The 18,161-nt window shown below is 70.4% G+C and carries 19 protein-coding genes; 10 read left to right on the plus strand and 9 right to left on the minus strand.

What is annotated here, in order from left to right:
- The first annotated feature begins 75 nt into the window (after positions 1-75).
- From ACFZBD_RS03340 to ACFZBD_RS03350, 3 genes are all read left to right on the plus strand, one after another.
- A complete protein-coding gene (locus ACFZBD_RS03340; RefSeq protein WP_391134508.1) occupies positions 76-237 on the plus strand; it encodes a hypothetical protein in 162 nt (53 codons plus the stop codon).
- 337 nt (positions 238-574) lie between these two features.
- Entirely contained in the window at positions 575-862 is a 288-nt protein-coding gene (locus ACFZBD_RS03345; protein ID WP_391134511.1) for a hypothetical protein, read from the plus strand.
- A gap of 489 nt (positions 863-1,351) precedes the next feature.
- Entirely contained in the window at positions 1,352-2,227 is an 876-nt protein-coding gene (locus tag ACFZBD_RS03350; protein WP_391134514.1) for an FtsX-like permease family protein, read from the plus strand.
- 164 nt (positions 2,228-2,391) lie between these two features.
- Here ACFZBD_RS03350 and ACFZBD_RS03355 read toward each other — a convergent pair whose 3' ends face one another.
- The 6 genes from ACFZBD_RS03355 to ACFZBD_RS03380 form a co-directional block, all read right to left on the minus strand.
- Positions 2,392-2,922, minus strand: coding sequence for a DinB family protein (locus ACFZBD_RS03355; protein WP_391134517.1), 531 nt, complete (start codon positions 2,920-2,922; stop codon positions 2,392-2,394).
- A 406-nt stretch (positions 2,923-3,328) separates the two neighbouring features.
- A complete protein-coding gene (locus ACFZBD_RS03360; RefSeq protein ID WP_391135908.1) occupies positions 3,329-4,294 on the minus strand; it encodes an alpha/beta hydrolase fold domain-containing protein in 966 nt (321 codons plus the stop codon).
- Positions 4,295-4,703: 409 nt separating this feature from the next.
- Entirely contained in the window at positions 4,704-5,297 is a 594-nt protein-coding gene (locus ACFZBD_RS03365; RefSeq protein WP_391134520.1) for a hemerythrin domain-containing protein, read from the minus strand.
- Between the two features lie 9 nt (positions 5,298-5,306).
- Complete coding sequence (locus ACFZBD_RS03370; RefSeq protein WP_391134523.1) at positions 5,307-6,506, minus strand: hypothetical protein; 1,200 nt, start codon at positions 6,504-6,506, stop codon at positions 5,307-5,309.
- 468 nt (positions 6,507-6,974) lie between these two features.
- The gene (locus ACFZBD_RS03375; RefSeq protein ID WP_391134526.1) at positions 6,975-7,307 is read right to left on the minus strand and encodes a hypothetical protein; all 333 of its coding nucleotides are present in this window, start codon (positions 7,305-7,307) and stop codon (positions 6,975-6,977) included.
- A 135-nt stretch (positions 7,308-7,442) separates the two neighbouring features.
- Positions 7,443-8,687, minus strand: a complete 1,245-nt coding sequence (locus ACFZBD_RS03380) for an amino acid permease (protein ID WP_391134529.1) — start codon at positions 8,685-8,687, stop codon at positions 7,443-7,445.
- A 443-nt stretch (positions 8,688-9,130) separates the two neighbouring features.
- On the opposite strand from ACFZBD_RS03380, the gene ACFZBD_RS03385 reads away from it, so the two are divergent.
- The 3 genes from ACFZBD_RS03385 to ACFZBD_RS03395 all read left to right on the plus strand — a co-directional run bounded on the left by ACFZBD_RS03385 (position 9,131) and on the right by ACFZBD_RS03395 (position 12,016).
- A complete protein-coding gene (locus ACFZBD_RS03385; protein WP_391134532.1) occupies positions 9,131-9,466 on the plus strand; it encodes a metalloregulator ArsR/SmtB family transcription factor in 336 nt (111 codons plus the stop codon).
- The gene (locus ACFZBD_RS03390) at positions 9,466-10,191 is read left to right on the plus strand and encodes a cation transporter (RefSeq protein ID WP_391134535.1); all 726 of its coding nucleotides are present in this window, start codon (positions 9,466-9,468) and stop codon (positions 10,189-10,191) included. Before ACFZBD_RS03385 ends, ACFZBD_RS03390 begins: the two co-directional genes overlap by 1 nt.
- 229 nt (positions 10,192-10,420) lie before the next feature.
- Positions 10,421-12,016: a DHA2 family efflux MFS transporter permease subunit gene (locus tag ACFZBD_RS03395; protein WP_391134538.1), complete on the plus strand. Its 1,596-nt coding sequence runs from the start codon at positions 10,421-10,423 to the stop codon at positions 12,014-12,016.
- Between the two features lie 217 nt (positions 12,017-12,233).
- Here ACFZBD_RS03395 and ACFZBD_RS03400 read toward each other — a convergent pair whose 3' ends face one another.
- The 3 genes from ACFZBD_RS03400 to ACFZBD_RS03410 all read right to left on the minus strand — a co-directional run bounded on the left by ACFZBD_RS03400 (position 12,234) and on the right by ACFZBD_RS03410 (position 14,141).
- A complete protein-coding gene (locus ACFZBD_RS03400; protein WP_391134541.1) occupies positions 12,234-12,722 on the minus strand; it encodes an SRPBCC family protein in 489 nt (162 codons plus the stop codon).
- Positions 12,723-12,781: 59 nt separating this feature from the next.
- Positions 12,782-13,612 carry a M48 family metalloprotease gene (locus tag ACFZBD_RS03405; protein ID WP_391134544.1) on the minus strand — a complete coding sequence of 277 codons (831 nt, stop codon included), beginning with the start codon at positions 13,610-13,612 and terminating at the stop codon, positions 12,782-12,784.
- Between the two features lie 172 nt (positions 13,613-13,784).
- Entirely contained in the window at positions 13,785-14,141 is a 357-nt protein-coding gene (locus ACFZBD_RS03410; RefSeq protein WP_391134547.1) for a BlaI/MecI/CopY family transcriptional regulator, read from the minus strand.
- 143 nt (positions 14,142-14,284) lie between these two features.
- On the opposite strand from ACFZBD_RS03410, the gene ACFZBD_RS03415 reads away from it, so the two are divergent.
- From ACFZBD_RS03415 to ACFZBD_RS03430, 4 genes are all read left to right on the plus strand, one after another.
- Positions 14,285-15,436: a hypothetical protein gene (locus tag ACFZBD_RS03415; protein ID WP_391134550.1), complete on the plus strand. Its 1,152-nt coding sequence runs from the start codon at positions 14,285-14,287 to the stop codon at positions 15,434-15,436.
- Between the two features lie 4 nt (positions 15,437-15,440).
- Positions 15,441-15,839: an iron-sulfur cluster assembly scaffold protein gene (locus tag ACFZBD_RS03420; protein WP_391134553.1), complete on the plus strand. Its 399-nt coding sequence runs from the start codon at positions 15,441-15,443 to the stop codon at positions 15,837-15,839.
- Positions 15,832-17,034: an aminotransferase class V-fold PLP-dependent enzyme gene (locus tag ACFZBD_RS03425; RefSeq protein ID WP_391134555.1), complete on the plus strand. Its 1,203-nt coding sequence runs from the start codon at positions 15,832-15,834 to the stop codon at positions 17,032-17,034. The genes ACFZBD_RS03420 and ACFZBD_RS03425 overlap by 8 nt, the downstream gene beginning before the upstream one ends.
- 79 nt (positions 17,035-17,113) lie before the next feature.
- Positions 17,114-18,148 (plus strand): U32 family peptidase, encoded by a 1,035-nt coding sequence (locus ACFZBD_RS03430; RefSeq protein ID WP_391134560.1) that lies wholly within the window; start codon positions 17,114-17,116, stop codon positions 18,146-18,148.
- The last annotated feature ends 13 nt before the right edge of the window (positions 18,149-18,161 follow it).

Below are 18,161 nucleotides of genomic sequence, written 5' to 3' on the forward strand. Positions count from 1 at the left end.
TCCGCATCGTCCGACCCCCCTCCCCGGCAAGTCCGGGACGGAGAGGGGGCTTCTCCGCGACCCTCTGGAGGACCCGTGAGCACCGACCACAGCCAGAAGCCGCAGCCGCAGCCGCCGGCACCCCGGTCCCAGCCCCAGGACTCGTTCGCCAAGCGAGGCACACTCGCCGCGATCGGCGGCTTCTGCTCGGGCATCGCCCGGGCCGTGATGGCTTCCGTCCTGCGTGACGGAGCATGACCCGACTCCGGCGGAGTCGTATCGCGCGATACGACTCCGGCCGGTCGGCAGCAGCCCACGGGACGTCGCCGCGCTCCTGGTCGCGCTCGACGGCGGCCGCGCTCGTTGGTCCGGGCACCCCCGTCGGAGAAACAGTCGCGGCCCCGCCCTGCGTCGCCCGCTAGGCGGGCCGAGCACAGAGCACGGCCCTGTGCGGAGCGGCATCCCCACGGAAGACGCTCACACGCGTCACGCCATGAGGCTTCTCGCTCCGCAGGTACCCGTCAGCTCCGCGTGGCTGGGTTGGCGGTCGCTATCCTGGTGGTCCTCTACTGCAGCGGCCACCGGGACGGCGTCAGTGAACAGGCTCACCGTGCAGAACGGTGGCGAGGACTTCCTGTGCCTCTTCATCGAACCGTACTGTGACGTCTTCTGGTTGCAGCCCGGTGACGAGTTCACCGTTGTGCCAGCTGATGAGGTGTCGGATGCCCAATTCACGGTGGATGTGGTCAAGCACCGTCTGGTCGTCTGGATCTTCGAAGGCGGCGATCCCGCGAAGGTGATTGTTGACTACACGGTTACCGATAGCCACGGAACTGAGCTGCCGGAGGGCTACCAGTGGCCTGCTGGCCGGAGCCCATACTGACGCCCGATCAACAGATCGCAAAAACGGTCTCAGAGCCCCATCAACCGGATGGATCACAGCCGGGAGACGGCCTTCACGAGCACCGCGTGTGATCGTCCACGGCAGCGGCTGCGGCTGAAGTCCTGATCACAACAGCCGGCCGGCAACACCTAGCCGCACACATCCGCAGGGCACTCGCCTCCTGCTGGATGGTGGTTTGGCATGGCCCGAGGTGGGCCACGTTCCGGCCGCCCCCCGATCCGGCATACCGGAACGCAAGGAGCGTGGCACTGCACGACCAGCTCCTGCAGCGGCTGCGCCACCCGCGATGTGTCCTGCCCGCGCAGGTGTCCCCACCGGCGGAGGACACTTCTCCGGGCACCCGGGCGGCGGGCGAGAGAAAGACAACGGCCGCTAAGAAGCGGGCGCGCTCCGGATTGGCTGTCAGGGGCCGGGAGCTGATGACGCTGTACGAAGGCGGCCGCAGCCTGCATCCCAGTCTGGTCGTCCATGAACCGCGACGAGCTTGCCTACGCCCTCGCCCACACCGGCCGCGGCCTGGTCTGGCTGGGATTTCGCTCGGGTGTCTCGGTGGTCAGGGTGATTCGCGCTCCGGCAGCTACGAGATGCTCTCCGGGCATTGGATCACCGGTAAGGGGCAGGTCGTGGTGCCCTCGCACTTTTCTGGACAGGACCAACACCAAGATCGGTGACACGGTGCGGGTGACCTACGAGAAGGAGACTGCGAACCTGCGGATCGTGGGCGAGTCCTTCGACACGTCGGGCAGCCGGCTGGAGATTCACGCGGACATGGCCGACTTCACGTCGGCCGAGCCCAGTACGTTCCTCGTCGAAACGAAGTCCGGCGTCTCCGCCGACGAGTACGCCCAGAAGGTCGCCGCGGTCGTACAGCCGCTGGGCGGCGAGGCCACGACCAGCACCGAAGAGGGGCCTGACGGCGGCATCCTCATCATGGCCGCAACGGCGGCGGTGCTCACCCTCATGCTGATCAACGTGGCCGGCCTCGGCGTACTCAACTCCGTGGTCCTCGACACCAGGGAGCGCATCCACGACCTGGGCGTCTGCAAGGCGATCGGTATGACGCCGCGGCAGACCGTGGGCCTCGTGCTCGCCTCGGTGGCCGTGATCGGCGTGATCGGCGGGCTGATCGGCGTGCCGGCGGGGTGCGCGCTGCACAGCGTCGTCATGCCGGTGATGGGGAGTGCCGTGGGCACCAGTCTGCCGTCGCTCGTCCTCGATGTGTACGGGCCTTCCCAGCTGCTCCTGCTGGGGCTCGGCGGCGTCGTGATCGCGATGCTGGGCGCGTTGATCCCGGCCGGATGGGCCGCCAGGGCGAGTACGGCCACGGCACTGCGCACCGAGTAGCGCCGGCGGAGCGCGAGCCGCTGGGACAGGACCGCCAGCTCCGCGGGGGCGGGCTGTGCCGCAAGCCGACGTACCGTCGCCGACGGCGCCCCCACGGCCATCAGCGCCCGAGGAGCTCCGCGGTGACGTGCTGCCGATGGCCGGCCGACCGGGTACGGGGAAGGTCAGTCCCGTTGGGCGGTGGTGTTGGCTCCGTCGAGCGCTTCCCGGATGATGTCCGCATGACCGGCGTGCTGTGCCGTCTCCCTGATCAAGTGCAGCAGGATCCGGCGCGCGGACCAGTGGACGGGCTCGGGCGGGGACCACGGAGTCCTGGGAAGTGGCACGCGCCCGTCGAGGTCCGGCAGGGCAGCCACACGTTCCTCGGTTGTCCGCGCGGCAGCGGCGTACTGCTCGATCAGCCCGGCGAGGGTCTCGCCGTCGGTCATGCGGTACTGCTCCGCCTCGAGCATGCCCTGCGGCAGTTCTCCGTCCCCCAGGGCCATGATCTGTGCCCATGCGTGCTCACCCCGGGCAAGGTGCTTGACGATTCCGCCCAGGGTGAGGTCGCTCACGGTGGTGCGTTGCGAGGCCTCGTCATCGGTGAGGTCGCGCACGGTGATCAGCAGCAACTCCCGCTGTTCCGCGAGTGCTTGCAGCATTTCGCCGCGCTCGTCTGGGAGGAAAGGGGTCGGTTCCTGCGACGAAGTGGTCATGGGCCGAGGGTAGGAGACATCTAGGACAGAGAGCGTCCTAGATCAGGGCGGGCCGTATGGACTGGATCGCGCCGGAGGAATGCCGACTGCGGATTCGCTCGTCCTGGGATCCGGAAGAGGCCGGCCGCGCCGGGCCCCAGGGCCATGCTCATGAAGGGTGCCGGCCCCCCGGGTCCTCCGCGCGATCGAGGACAGCACGAGCTCCGACAGAGCGCGTCCGCGGGGGCCGTCGACGTCGGCCAAGGCGACGATATCGACCAGGTGGTGACCGTCGATCACCGGAAGGCGCCGCACCTATAGCGTGCTCATAGTGCATCGTCGCTTGGCGGAGCCTCAGCTCTCCGGGTTCGGCTCTCATCACCAGTTCTCGGGCGCTGCCCCTGTCACGACGGCGGGGGTAGCCGTCTCAAGCCTCGTTCAAGGCCTGGCGGAGGGTTCTGCCGGCGAGGTCGATCGCGGAGCGGGCGGCGTGGGTGCCGCGCAGGGCGTTGAGTATCACGAAGTCGTGGATGATGCCCTGGTAGCGGACCGCGGTGACCGGCACTCCGGCGGCGCGTAGCTTGTCGGCGTATGCCTCGCCCTCGTCGCGCAGGACGTCGGCCTCGGCGGTGATCACCAGGGCCGGGGGAAGTCCCGTCAGCTGCTCGGTGGTGGCGCGCAGCGGGGAGGCGGTGATCTGCGCCCGCGCCTGTTCGTCGGTGGTGTAGTGGTCCCAGTACCGCTGCATTCCGTCGCGGCGCAGGAAGTGGCCTTCGGCGAACTGGTGGTAGGACCCGGTGTCGAACGAGGCGTCGGTCACCGGGTAGAAGAGCACCTGCGCGCGCAGGCGTAGGCCCCCGCGCTCCTTGGCCATCAGGGTCAGGGCGGCGGACATGTTGCCGCCTGCCGAGTCGCCGGCGGCGGCGATCCGGGAGGTGTCGAGGCCGTGCGCGGCGCCGTCGGTGGTGATCCAGCGGGCCACCGCCCAGTTCTGCTCGACGGCCACCGGATAGCGGTGCTCGGGCGAGAGACCGTACTCGGGGAAGACCACGGCCGCGCCTGCGCCGACGGCGAGTTCGCGCACCAGACGGTCGTGGGTGCGGGCGTTGCCGAACACCCAGCCCCCTCCGTGGAGATAGACGACGGCCGGCAGCAGCCGGCCGCAGGCACCGGCAGGCCGCACGACCCGGGCCCGGACCTCACTCGTAGGGCCGCCACGCACGGTCACCCACTCCTCTTCCACGGCCGGCAGGTCAACCGGGCCGGACTGGACCTCCTCCAGGACTCTGCGGCCGTACGCCGGCGGAAGCTGGAAAAGGAACGGCGGACTGGACGCCCGGACGAGCACGGCGGCAGCCGGCTCCAGGACCGGGGCGACGGGCGGGGCCGGCATCTGGCCCGTCACGACCCGGCCTCTCCGCGAAATGGGCGCGGGTGCGGGCACGGCGGCGAAGATGCCACCGGCCACTCCCCCGCACCGGCTCCGCCACGTCCCCGCCGCTCTCCCGCAACCCAAGGACCACGTCCCCGGGCACCGGAGCGAACCCTGCCGCGCGGCCGTGGCCTCACCGGCACCGGCACGGGGACGGCGAGCGGGCTCACGGCGAGGCAAAGCGCGTCCGAAGTGCGAAGCCGGGTAACGAGGTCTGCTGAGGTTACGGCCCGGCCCGTGGGCGCGCCGGGTGCGGACAGGGCCTGCGCGAACGCGGCGCCCGGGCGGTCGAGGCTGACCCACGAATCACGGCCACGCCTCCACAGCGACATCGACATCGACGCCGGCCCCGGAACCCGTCCCGCTGCGGTCAGCCGTCCTTGCCCATGGCCTTGCGGACAGCGTCCCTGGTCCGGTCCATGAGGGCGGCGACCGGCCCCAAGGCCATGTTGGCCGCGCCGGACTCCACGCCCGGGTGCGGCCGTGTGGGGGCCATCGCCTCGGCGGCTTTGACAGCTTTGGCCATCGCCGCCAGATTCGTGCTGTCCGTACTGCGGCGGATGTGGGTGAACTCGTAGCGCTCCTCTGCGCGGGCGTGTTCCTGGACGTCCGTGCGCAGCTTCATGAACCGGGGCATGAACGTCGGGTCGTCGGTGTCGAGATCATCGAGCACCGAGAGGGCCTCCTTGGCCGCCTTCTCTTCGGCGAGACGGTCCTCGACCACCTGCGCGCCGCCCGGCAGCGCACGGCGGGCGAAGGGGTGGACGACTTCCTCCTCCGCGGTCTCGTGGACGGCGAGCAGGCGTACGAGCCGGCGGAAGGAATCCCGGCGCGCCTCACCGGATGCGGCCTCGACCTCGTCGAAGAGGTTGCGGATGTCACCGTGCTGGCGCATCAGAAGCGCCACCACATCGGTGTCGGGGGCGTAGTCGTCCCCGGCCTGGGGGGTCTGCAGCTCGGCCATGTCGAATCCCTACTTCTCGCGCATGGCGGGGTCGGGGTGCTTGCCCTCGGACTCGATGCGGTACTCCCGGCCGAACATCGCGTCATGTTCGGTCATGACGCGCTCGCTGGGGGGCTCCTCGCCGCCGTGGATCTGCTCCTGCATCTTCTCGAACCGCTCGTGCGCTTCCCGGACGTAGCCGGCCCCGAGCGTGGTGAGGTCCATCTGGGTGTCCAGCAGCTCCCGCAGGTACGCCTTGTTCGGCTCGAAGGTGAGCACGTTCGGCAGTTCCGGCGCGAGCACCGACTCGGGATCCCGGCCGTCGTGCCGGCGCATGAGGTCGCAGGCGATGCGCAGGTGCTCCAGCTCCATGTTCAGGTGGAGCTCCCAGACCGCCTTGACCTTGGGATCGCTCTCCTGCTCCATGAAGGAGTGGTAGAGGTAGCACTCGTTGTACTCGTGGTTGACCAGCTGCTCCCACCACGTCTCGCCGGGGTCGACGAGGGACTCGTAGTGGGTGACGTGCTCTTCTTCGATGAGCCCGATCTCCTGGTAGAGCTGCCGGGCGATCGGTTCCATGTAGGTGGGGCCGGTGTTCATGTAGAAGTTCATGGTCTGCTGCTCGGCCGACATGATGGTCAGCGCGTGCAGCTTCGACAGCGGGTCGGTCTCGTCCTTCGCGTACGCGTCGCGCACGTTGTCCACCGGGTCGCGGTGGTGGAACTTCGTGGGCCGGCCGGGCATCACCTCGGTCAGCCCGTCCACGATCGCCTCCGCTTTACGGTGCTCGATCATCTCGTACAGGTTCGCGTACCGGTACAGATGGTCGAAGTCCTCCAGGACACCGAACTCGTACGCCTGCTTCAGGTACGGGTCCGGTTCCATCCGCGCCACCCATGCCGTCAGGTCCACCGCGACCTGCTCGTAGGCGATCGTGGTCTCGAGCACGGACGAGACCCCGGGCAGCAGCCAGTTCACCACCTTCTGCTGCTGCGCCTCGATGTAGCGCGTCTGCGCCAGTCGGCGCTTCACCTCCGGATCGACGGTGTTGCGGGCGAGCTGGTGGCTGAACATGATCGCTTCGACTTCGATGCCGTTCATCGCGATGATCCGGCACCGGGTGTACGGGTCGCACCGGTCGGGGTCGATCGGCTTGACGTTGAGCTCGCTCCAGTTGCGCAGCTGCCGGTCCAGCGGGATCCCCCGCTGCTCGAGCGGATTGAAGGTCACGGAGGTACTCCTCGGGAAGGGGATCGGGCGGACGGCAAACCCGGCCCGCGGCGAGGACTTGCAAGGCCGGGGCGCTGGCGCCACCGGGCCATGCTTCGCCGCGACGACAGCGGCCGCCAGCGCACACGCCCAACCTGCCGCTCGGGTGCCCCGTACGAAGCAACGAGAGGCGGACACCGACGGCGCAGGCGCCCCTCGTGAAGCGCCGCGGGTCGATCCCGTCCTGCAGGTCCGGGGCGATCTCGTGTACCCCGGCACGTCCGCCGGCGACGTGCTCGACCAGGTCGGCGGCCTCCTTCGAGGTCACCCTGACCGGAGCTGCGCGGTCACCGCGTCCTCGCCGTGGAGGCGGTGCCCGCCGTTACCGCGTTCCGGCTCGGCCGGCAGCTCGCGCCGCCTGTCAGTAGTGCGGGGTCCGGATGTTCACCCGGGGCGCCTCGGCGACCTGGCCGCTGCGCGGCCCAGCGCTCACTGCGGCCCTCCGGCGGCAGTCCGCGCGGCCAGGGCCTCCAAGACCGCCTCGTGCGCCGGGTCTACGTGGATGTCCAGGCCGATCGCGGCCTCGCCCGGGGTGACGGTGAAGGAAAAGAACGAACAGCAGCCGCCCTCCCGCTCCACCAGGTCGCGCACCTGGGTCTCGACGCCCTGGCCGGCGGCCAGCTCGACGTGCAGCCACAGTGGCTCGGGCCTCGACAGCGAGGTCAGCCGCTCGGCGAACAGGGCGTCCCACTCCGCCACCCGCAGGGGCCGCTTCTCGGTGGGCAGCGTGCAGGAATGCGGCACCCATACCGGATCGCTCATGGCACTCACTCCCGTCGTCACGTCCCCGAGGCCGGGGACACCTCCGACGGTAGACCCGTACCCGGGTACAGGGCCTGGGTACAGGTCGCGAGCCCGGACGGGCACGTTCGGTCACCGCCGCTGCCGGCCTGCTGGTCAGGTGGGTCTGCCGGGGCGGGAGTCAGAGCCGGGGTCAGGCGTCGACCGGCGGCGCATCCCGTAGACGGCGGCACCGGCCAGGAGCACGGCGGTGCCGGTCAGGACAGAGGACAGGGGGAGGGCGAAGGCCAGGGCGAGGCAGCCGGCCAGACCGACGATGGGGATGATCCGGGCCGGGCGGCCCTCGGCTCGCGTCAGGGTGAAGGCGGAGGCGTTGGCGACGGCGTAGTAGGCCAGGACCCCGAAGGAGGAGAAGCCGATCGCCGCGCGCAGGTCCGCGGTGGCGGCGGCGGTGGCGACGACGGCTCCGACGAGAAGCTCGGCCCGGTGGGGGACCTTGAACTTCGGGTGCACGGCGGCCAGGGCATGGGGCAGGTGGTGGTCGCGGGCCATGGCCAGGGTGGTGCGTGAGACGCCGAGGATGAGGGCGAGCAGCGAGCCGAGGGCGGCGACCGCCGCGCCCGCCTGGACCACGGGGACGAGCCAGTCGGCTCCGGCCGCTCGGGCGGCGTCCGTCAGCGGCGCTCCGGCGTCCGCCAGACCGCCGGGGCCGAGGACGAGCAGGACGGAGACGGCGACGGCGGTGTAGACGACGAGGGTGAGGGCGAGGGCGATCGGGATGGCTCGGGGGATGGTGCGGGCCGGGTTGCGGACTTCTTCGCCGAGGGTGGCGATGCGGGCGTAGCCGGCGAACGCGAAGAACAGGAGCCCCGCCGCCTGCAGCACCCCGCCGACAGTGGCGTCGGAGCCCACACTCAGGCGGGCCGTGTCCGCGGCGTCGGAGGTGAGTGAGGCAGCGACGAGGGCGGCGAGGACCGAGAGGACGGCGGCCACGATGACGCGGGTCAGCAGGGCGGACTTCTGCACTCCGGTGTAGTTGAGCGCGGTCAGTGTCACCACTGCGGCGACGGCGACCGCGTGGGCCTGGCCGGGCCAGAGGTAGGAGCCGACGGTCAGGGCCATGGCCGCGCACGATGCGGTCTTGCCGACGATGAACGCCCAGCCGGCCAGGTAGCCCCACAACGCGCCGAGGCGTTCGCGGCCATAGACGTAGGTGCCGCCGGAGGCCGGGTAGAGGGCGGCGAGCCGCGCGGAGGAGGTCGCGTTGCAGTAGGCGACGACGCCGGCGACCGCGAGCCCGATCAGCAGCCCGGAGCCGGCCGCGCGGGCAGCTGGGGCCAGCGAGGCGAAGATCCCGGCGCCGACCATCGCCCCCAGCCCGATCAGTACCGCGTCCGGCATACCTAGACGCCGCTGCAGTGCGTCGGGCGTCCCGGGGGCGGGCGGGGGCGTGCTGCTCAACTTCGTCACTCCTCGACAGGCCGGTGCCGCGCGACAGGGAGTACTGCGGTCGGCGCAGACGATAAGGGATCGACCTGAACTCGCTATGACCTGCGGGGTAGCCGTCATCGCCCTGTGGGCGCCTCGCCAGACCGGTGCCGAGGGTACGTACAGCGCACCGGTGCCCGCGGCGAGGGCGCCAGGCAGCAGGCGCGAGGCGGTTGCGGGCAGGCGGGGCGGGAGGTGGGGCACCGAGGTGGCCGGCGTTCAGGCCGCCGTCCCGTAGGCCGGTCTGCGGCAGCGCAGTTGCGGACGGCCGGGCGCCGACACGGAGGTACGCGTCTCAGCCCGAAGCCGTTGATCCAGGGTTTCATGAATTCAGCGTTCCGTGTATCGTCTTCCGTGTGCTGAATCTCGCGCAAGACATCGAGGTCCTGGCACGGTTCGGCCGTGCTCTCGCCGACCCGATCCGTTGCCGGTTGCTGCTCGCCCTTCGTTCGGCTCCCGCCTACCCGTCCGATCTGGCCGACGCTCTCGGTATTTCCCGTACGCGCCTGTCGAACCATCTGGCATGTCTGCGCGACTGCGGCCTGGTCGTGGCCGTGCCCGAGGGCCGTCGTACCCTCTACGAGCTCGCCGACCCCCGCCTGGGACACGCGCTGGACGACCTGCGTGAGGCCGTGGTGGCCGTCGCCGAGGACAGTACGTGCCCGGATGCCGAGGAGAAGGGCTGCTGCTGATGGCCGCGGAGACGGCGCTCGGGCCGGCCCCGTTACGCCGCGAGGTACTGGCCCGTCGCATACGAGTGCTGGTCGCGGCCACCATCGCCTACAACGTCGTCGAGGCGATCGTCGCCCTTACCGCGGGAACCATGGCGTCGTCCTCCGCCCTGGTGGGGTTCGGTCTCGACTCGATCATCGAGGTCTCGTCGGCGGCCGCGGTCGCCTGGCAGTTCTCGGCCCGTGAGCACGCCGTGCGTGCAGCGCGGGAGAAGAAGGCGCTGCGGATCATCGCGGTGTCATTCTTCGCGCTCGCCGCCTTCGTGAGCGTGGACGCGATCCGCGCCCTGGTGGGCAGCGGCGAGGCGGAGTCGTCGGTCCCCGGCATCGTGCTGGCAGCCCTGTCCCTGGCCGTCATGCCGTTCCTGTCCGCCGCCCAGCGGCGCGCGGGGCGGGAGCTGGGGTCGGCCTCGGCGGTCGCGGACTCGAAGCAGACACTGCTGTGCACCTATCTGTCGGCCGTGCTGCTGGTGGGCCTGCTCGCCAACGCCACCCTCGGATGGTCGTGGGCGGACCCGATCGCCGCGCTGGTGATAGCGGCGATCGCGGTCAGGGAGGGCCGGGAAGCATGGCGAGGCGACGGCTGCTGCGCACCGAGCGGTCTGAGCACGCTGAAGGCCGGTGCGCAGCCGGCCGACGACCAGGACGCCTGCGGCTGTGCCCCGGGGTGTGCCTGCTGCAACTGACCTGACAGCGCTGCCTCTCGCAGACAGCGGAAGCCTGAGGCTTCATCACTTCACAAGGGGGATGGTTCATCGGCCCCCTGAGCGACACGGAACAGCTCAGGGGGATTCCCGGCGCGCCCGCACGCGCCTCGGGCCACGTCGGATCGTGCCGATCGGTGGCTCCTGTCCGGCCGGGCAGACGGCCCGGCACCCCATCGTCTTTTCTTTTGCGCCCTGCTGAGGAGCATCCATGGCAATGCCCGGCACCACCGCAACTGATCCGTCGTCACCCGGCAACAGCGGGCTGGCGCGCAAACGCTGGCTCGCTCTGGCCGCACCCGTCTTCGGCCTGATGATCGTCGGGCTTGACGCGACGATCCTGACCGTCGCCCTGCCGACTCTGGCCACCGAACTCGAAGCGACCACCACCGAGTTGCAGTGGTTCACCGACGGCTACACCCTCCCCTTCGCCGGTCTGCTGCTGCCGCTCGGCGTACTCGGCGACCGCATCGGACGGCGGCGCGTCCTGATCGGCGGACTGCTGCTGTTCGGCATCGGCTCCCTGATGGTCCTGGGAGTCGACAGTCCCGACGGACTGATCGTCGCGCGCATCGTCATGGGCGCAGGCGCCGCCGCCATCACGCCGCTCGCGCTGTCGATCGTGCCGCTGATGTTCCCGAAGGAGGAACGCTCCAAGGCCATGGCGATCGCCACTGCCGGGTTCGCCCTCGGGCTCCCGCTCGGTCCGCTGGCCGGCGGCTGGCTGCTGAACAACTTCTGGTGGGGCTCGATCTTCCTGATCAACATCCCCGTCGTCATCGTCGCAGTCATCGGCATGCTGCTGTTCGTGCCGGAATCCCGCGACCCGAACGCCAAGCGGCTCGACCTCATCGGTGCCGCCCTGTCGCTGCTGGGCGTCTCCGCGTTCGTCTACGGCGTCATCGAGGTCCCCAACGCCGGGTGGGGCGACCCGACCGTGCTGATCACCATGATCGGTGGGCTGGTGCTGCTGGGCATGCTGTTCGTCTGGCTGCGCAAGGCATCCAGTCCTCTCGTGGACCTGGGGTTCTTCCGCAACGCCCGCTACACCTGGTCCAGCGTCGCGATCTCCGCGGTGATGTTCATCCTGTTCGGTGTGCTGTTCGTGGTGCCGCAGTTCCTGCAGCAGGTGCAGGGCAAGGACGCCATGGACACAGGGCTTCACCTGCTGCCGATGATCGGCGCGCTGATCATCGCCGCGGGGGTCGGCGGGCGTCTGGTGGGCAGGATCGGCACGAAGGTCATCGTCGCGACCGGCATGGTGCTGTGGGTCGCGGGACTCGGACTGCTCTCCACCGTGGACCCCGACACCGACTTCACCGTCACCGGCACCGCGCTCGCCATCATGGGCCTGGCGCTGGGCTTCACCATGCCGACCACGCTGGACGCCATCCTCAGCTCGCTGCCCGCCGACCAGGTCGGCGCCGGTTCGGCGCTGGCCAACAGCATGCGCCAGATCGGCGCGTCGGTCGGCGTCGCCGTCCTCGGAAGCTCGCTGAACTCCGCCTACCGCGACAACGTCGAGGACGACATCCCCTCCGCCCTGCCGGAACAGGCGCAGGAGGCGATCCGGGACAACGTGGCCGGCGCCATCCAGGTCGCGGACAAGCTCCCGGCCGCGCAGGCAGGCGGCCTCGCGGACTCGGCCCGCGATGCCTTCGTGGCCGGCATGTCGACCGTCTCACTGATCTGCGCGGGCCTCGCCGCGGTCACCGCGGTGGTGGTGGTCGCCCTGCTCCCGGCCCGGGACAAGAGGCCGCTCCTGCAGGAGCCGACCGGGACGAAGGTCGAGAGCGCCACCTCGTAACGGCTCCTGACCGCCCGGCCCGTGCCGGGCGGCCAGGCAGGGCGCGGCACGGCTCCTCTCCCCCGTGCTCTGCCGCGCCCGCCCGCTGCCGGGCCGGTCGCCCCCGTCCGGCCCGGCAGCACGGTCTTGTCCCGCCACTGCCTGCGGACAGCGCGGCGGGGAGGGGCACACCAGGCGGTGTGCCCCTCCCCGCTGTCCGTACAGCGTGCCGGAGCCGTCAGGCGGATTGGTGCTCCTTTTCGAGCGTCTCCTTCAGACGTCGCAGAGTGACCTGCATGGTCTGGCGGTTGTGGGTGGCCCGGTCGTGGATGCCGCTGACCTTGGGGCCGATGACGTGCATGAACCAGCCGCGCTGGTCGATCCAGGTCTCGGTGACCTTCGTCGCCCGGCCATCGTCGAGCGGCTCGAAGCGGTAGCTCCACAGGGCGACGCGCAGGCCGACACCGCGGGCGAGGAAGGTGAACTTCAGGCCCGGCTCGGCCGCGGTGACGGTGCACTGGGTCGACCACGGCCGCTTGGGGGAACGGTTGTGGCCGGTGAACTTCATACCCGGTCGCACCTCTTGGCGCGCGCCGTCCTCCTTGACGCTCGCGCCGGTGCATTCGGGGCTCCAGCGGCCCATGTCGGCGACGTTTGTCACCGCGGCGTACACCACGCTCGGCGGCACGGCGATCTCGATGGACTCGGAGACCTGCGACTCGTTCATCAGTACCCCTTCTCGAGGAACGTTCTCGGCTCAACAAAAAAGCCCTCGTGTGAGGGCGGTCAGTGGCAGATCCACGTACAGGCGGCAGCGAGGACGCCGGCGGCCGTAAGGACTGCGGGGGCGACAGCGACGGCGCAGGCCGCGCAGAAGGCCGTGGAGGCGGTCAGCGAGCTGCAACATCGGTCGTTGGTCAGCAGGTGCCGGCGGCGGGCGGCCACCGGGCAGCCGGAGTCGGCGTCGGGCTCAGGGCTCTTGTCGTAGGCCATCCGGGCGAGCGCGGAGGCGGTGGCGAGGCGTCCGCACCGGACACTGGCGGCGCAGTCGGCCCGCATCTCGATGAGGCCGTGAAAGCGTTCGGCGAAGCGGACGGCGAACGTACGCTTGGGCAGTGCCGTACACCAGGCGTCGCTGAACTGGGTCAGCAGGTGGTGGCGTTGACGCAGATGGGCTTTCTCGTGGGCGAGGACGGAATCGACCTCCTCGCGGGTGAACTCCGCCAGGACGCAGTCGGAGATGACGGCGTGACCGCCGTCGGGACCCGGGACGCTGTAGGCGAGGGGCTGGCGGCTGGGCAGGATCACCGCCTGGAGGTGGTGCACGCTCTTGCCGAAGAGGCCCAGCAGGGCCCGATGCCGTTGACGTCTTCGTGTTCCCTTGCGGTGGATCCTGACGTACGCGCGCAGGACGCGGCCGACGAATATCCATGCGGCCAGGACGGCGGTGATGTCGGCGGGCAGCCGGAGAATCCGGTGCTGGGCGGTCTCATCGAAGTGGACGACCATCGTGTACGTGGCTGCCAGCAGGCCGGTCAGCGCGGCGACGCAACCGCCGAGCCACAGGCACAGTGCCGCGCACGGGGCGCGGTAGGGCCATTTGGTGTGGGTGACCACGACTGACACTCCTGCCAGGAGCAGGACGGACAACAGCACAAGACACAGCGCATCCACGTAACCCCCCGTTACCTTGGTTCACTTGTTCTCGCCTGCGCGGCCCGGCTCTACCCCTGGAGCCAGGCCTGGTGCCGGCGCAGCGTGGTGCTGTCCGGTCTGTGGCGTTGCCAGATCACGCGTGGTTGTCGCGCTCGAGCCTTTCGGCCAGCGCCGCGCGGGCTTGCGGGCTGATGCCGTCGACGAAGCGGAGCATCGCCTCGTGCTCGTCGCCGGCGATGCCCAGAGCGTCGGTCATGAGCTCGTCGAACATCTCCTCCCGGGTGGCCACCGCACTGAAGAGGTGGGCCCGGGCCTGTGCGTCCTGGGTGACCAGGCCCTTGCGGGCGAGGCGCTGCAGAGTGGTCATGACGGTGGTGTACGCCAACTGCCGTTCCACCAGCGCCTCGTGCACCTCGCGCACGGTCCGCGGCTGCTCGGCCTGCCACAGGCAGTCCAGCACCGCTCGCTCAAGGTCACCCAGTCTTGCCATGGCGAGCAGCATAGGACATCGGCCGATCCTTGACTATCCACGTAGTACTACTGCAATAGTAGGTCGCGCCGCGATCGGGTTGGTTCGAGCCAACTACCCGACCGCAGTGTGCAGTTCTCGCTGCCCAAAGCCAAGGGGGATCCATGGAACTCGCTGCCATGCTCGGCTGTCCGGACATCGCTTTCCGCCAGCCCGAGAGCGAGTGGGAGGCCTCGGTGACCGCCGCGATGCGCGGTGCGTTCGCCGAGCACGCCGAGCACAACGCCTTCTACCGCGCCCAGTGCGAAGCCGCCGGCGTGACGGCCGATGACCTCAAGACGCCGGCCGACCTGGTGAAGATCCCGCTGCTGCCCGTGCGCATGTTCAAGCAGCCCGACGCGCATGTGCTCATGACCGCTCCGCTGACCGACGTCGAGCTGGAGATCCGCTCCACCGGCACCGGCGGCGTGCCGAGCGTCGCCCGTCGTGACGTGCGGACCGTCAGCCGCGTGATGACCGCGATCTTCGCCCAGTACCGGGAGTTCTTCCAGGTCGGCAAGGGCGCGGGCCTGTTCCTGTGCCCCTCGACGGCCGAGACGCCGGAGATGGGCATGGTCAAGGCGTTCAACGTCCTCAACGGCCTGCTGGACGACCACGCCTACGTCGTGCGCGACTACGCCTTCGACCCCGAGGAGGCGCTCGGTCAGCTCGACAAGTGGGAGGAGTCGATGACGCGGCACATCATCGGCCCGCCGTTCCTCGTCGGCCGGCTCCTGCGCTACCTGGAGCTGGAGGACATCACCCTCCAGCTCGACCCCGAGTCGCTGATCATCACCCTCGGCGGCTGGAAGAGGTACACCGGCGAGTCGATCGGCCGCGAGGAGTTCAACGCCAAGATCGAGAAGTACCTGGGCATTCCCGCGGACCGGGTCCGCGACATGTACGGCATGATCGAGTCGAACATGCTGGCCGTGGAGTGCGAGCACCACCGCAAGCACGTCCCGCCGTGGTCCTACATCTCGATCCGCGACGTCGAGGACACCGACGTCGAACTCGCCCCCGGCAAGACCGGCGTCATCGCCCTGATGGACGCCCTGTCCACCGGCTACCCGGCCTTCATCCTCAGCGAGGACGTCGGCGAGGTCGACCACACCCCCTGCCCGTGCGGCCGCACCGGCCAGACGGTCTCCTTCCGCCGCCGCCTGCAGGGCGCCGAACTCGGCTGCTGCGCGGTGAGCATCGAGAAGTTCATCGACAGCCAGGAGATCGTCGCCGAGTGCGAGATCCCCGCCGCCACCGCGCCGGTGGAGGGCTGACACCATGCCGCGCTACAGCCCCACCGTGGTGGACCACTTCACCCACCCGCGCAACGCCGGCGAGCTCGACAACCCCGATGTGCGGGCCTTCATCGGCAACCCGGTGTGCGGGGATCAGATCATGCTGACCGCCCGCGTCGCCGACGGCACGGTCGCGGCGATCCGCTTCCGCGCCCACGGCTGCGCCGCCTCGCTGGCCACCGCCAGCGTCATCACCGAAGCCGCCCTGGGCGCCCCGCTCGGCGAGATCGAGGCGTGGGACGACGAGCGGGTCGAGGAACTGCTCGGCGGGCTCGCCCCCGACCAGCGGCACGTCGCCGCGCTGGGTCGGCAGGTGGCGCACCGCCTGGTGTCGAACTACCGGGAGGGGGTCGACGATGACGCACCCCTCATCTGTGCCTAGACCGCCCCAGCCCACGGCGGCCGGAGCGGGCGTCTACCTCGACCACGCCGCCACCAGCCCCGTCTGCCGAGAAGCAGTCGACGCCGTGCTGGCGGGAATGAGCATCACGGGCAACCCCTCCAGCCGGCACGACGCCGGCGACGAGGCCAAGGACGCCCTGGAATCCTCCCGGACCCGGATAGCCGCCCTGCTGGACTGCGCCGCGGACGACGTCGTCTTCACCGGCGGCGGCTCCGAGGCCGACGCGCTCGCCGTGTGCGGCACCGTCCTGGCCGCCACCGACGGCCGGCCGGTGCACGTGATCACCACCGCGATCGAGCACTCCGCGGTCCTCGAATCGTGCGCCATGGCGCACCAACTCGGTGCCGAGATCACCATCCTCCGGCCGGACGGGCGGGGCTGGATCGACCCCGAGGACGTACGTCGCGCACTGCGGCCGAACACCGTGCTCGTCTCGGTCATGCACGCCAACAACGAGACCGGCGTCATCCAGCCGGTCTCCGACATCGCCCGCATCGCCCACGAAGCCGGTGCGCTGATGCACACCGATGCCGTGCAGACCGCGGGCAAGCTCTCCCTGGCCGGTCTCGGCGCGGACCTGGTGTCCGTCTCGGCGCACAAGTTCTACGGCCCCAAGGGCGTCGGCGCGCTGAAGGTCGCCCCCGGGGTGAGACTGTCGCCGCTGATCCGCGGCGGCAGCCAGGAGCGCGGCCTGCGGGCGGGAACCGAGAACGTCCCCGGAGTGCTCGGCATGGCCGCGGCCGCCACGGCGGCCCTGCACCACCTGGACGATCCGGCCTACCAGGCGTACCGGCACACGGTACGCGCCCATCTCCTCAAGGGACTTGAGGAGGCGGGAGACATCGCGGTCAACGGTGACGGAGCGCCGTGCCTGCCGGAGACGCTGAACGTGTCCTTCACCGGAGTGCGCGGCGACACCCTCGTCGACGTCCTCGCGGTGCACGGCGTCTGTGTCTCGGCCGGATCCGCGTGTCACGCGGGCAGCGACGAGCCCTCCCATGTGCTGACCGCGATGGGCATCCCCGCCCAGCGGGCCCGCTCCGCGGTCCGCTTCAGCCCCGGCCGCACCACCACCGTGGACGCCGTCACCGCGGCGGCCGCACGAACGGTCGACGCCGTCGGCAAGCTGCGGGCGCTGGGCCCGGCCGACGCACCGCAGCCGACCCACGCCTGACAGCCGGGCCGGCACAGGCCGGTGCCTCAGCACGACATACAGCGGTAAGCGACGGGGGCGCAGAGCAGTGAGTCATGACGTGAGCGAGCAGTGGGAGATGGCCCCGCCGCACACCGAACGCGAAGCGGCGTTCGTGGCGGTGCCCGATCCCGCGGCGGCGGCATCGGTGGGGCTCGACGCACCGGTGCGCAACCTGCAGATGCTGGAACTGCAGATCACCGGCGGGGCGACCGAGATCTACGTCGCCCACCGGCCACCAGCGGGGACGGGCTCCAGCTTCGACGCCCTGCCGGGCAGACGGGACGGAGACCCGACGCAGGTCTCCAACCGGCGCTTGCTGAAAGAGATCATCACGCAGGCGCACACGGCCGGCATGAGGGTCCACGTGTGCGCGGACGCCCCCGCCGTCACCGCCGGCGACAAGGACACGTTCCTGGCCCACGTCGCCCAGGGCATCGACGCGGGCGCCGACACCGTCGTCGTCGGCGCCCTGCCCGCCGCCCGCTGGATCGCCGACGAGCACCCCGGCGTTCCGCTCGTCGCCGGAGCCCACCTCGGGGTGACCACCGTCGCTTACGCGATGCGGCTGCAGGAGGTCTACGGGGTCGGGCGGATCGTCGTCCCGCACGCCACCACGCTGGACGAGATCGCCGCGTTCTGCGCGGTCGACGGCCTGGAGGTCGAGGTCCCGGTCCAGACCGGGTCCGGCGGGAACTGCCACTCCTGCCGCCTGCCCGACCAGCCCGGCTCCGGCCTCGGCTGCCGCGCCGGCTACCAGGGCGCCCCGGCGCCGGAGGAAGCGGTGAGGGACCTGGGCGGGTTCCTCGACGGTGCGTCGGACTGCGCCCTGTGCGACGTGCCCTCCCTGGTGGCCCTCGGAGTGACGGCGCTGCAGATCCCCGGCCGCGAGAGCCCCATCGTCCGCCAGAACGCCAAGATCACCCAGATGTACCGGCGGGCGCTGAACGGTGTCGCCCGAGGCTGGAGCCCCAAGCAGACCATCGCCGACATCGACCGCGTCGAGCTGATGTGGCAGATGGGGTGGGTGCCCCGGATGTGCGAGCAGCAACGCTGCCGCTTCCGCGACACCCCTCGCCGCCGCGCCCACGTCTGACGAGAGAAGGGGG

The sequence above is a fragment of the Streptomyces sp. NPDC008121 genome, assembly GCF_042957155.1.
Lineage (GTDB): Bacteria > Actinomycetota > Actinomycetes > Streptomycetales > Streptomycetaceae > Streptomyces.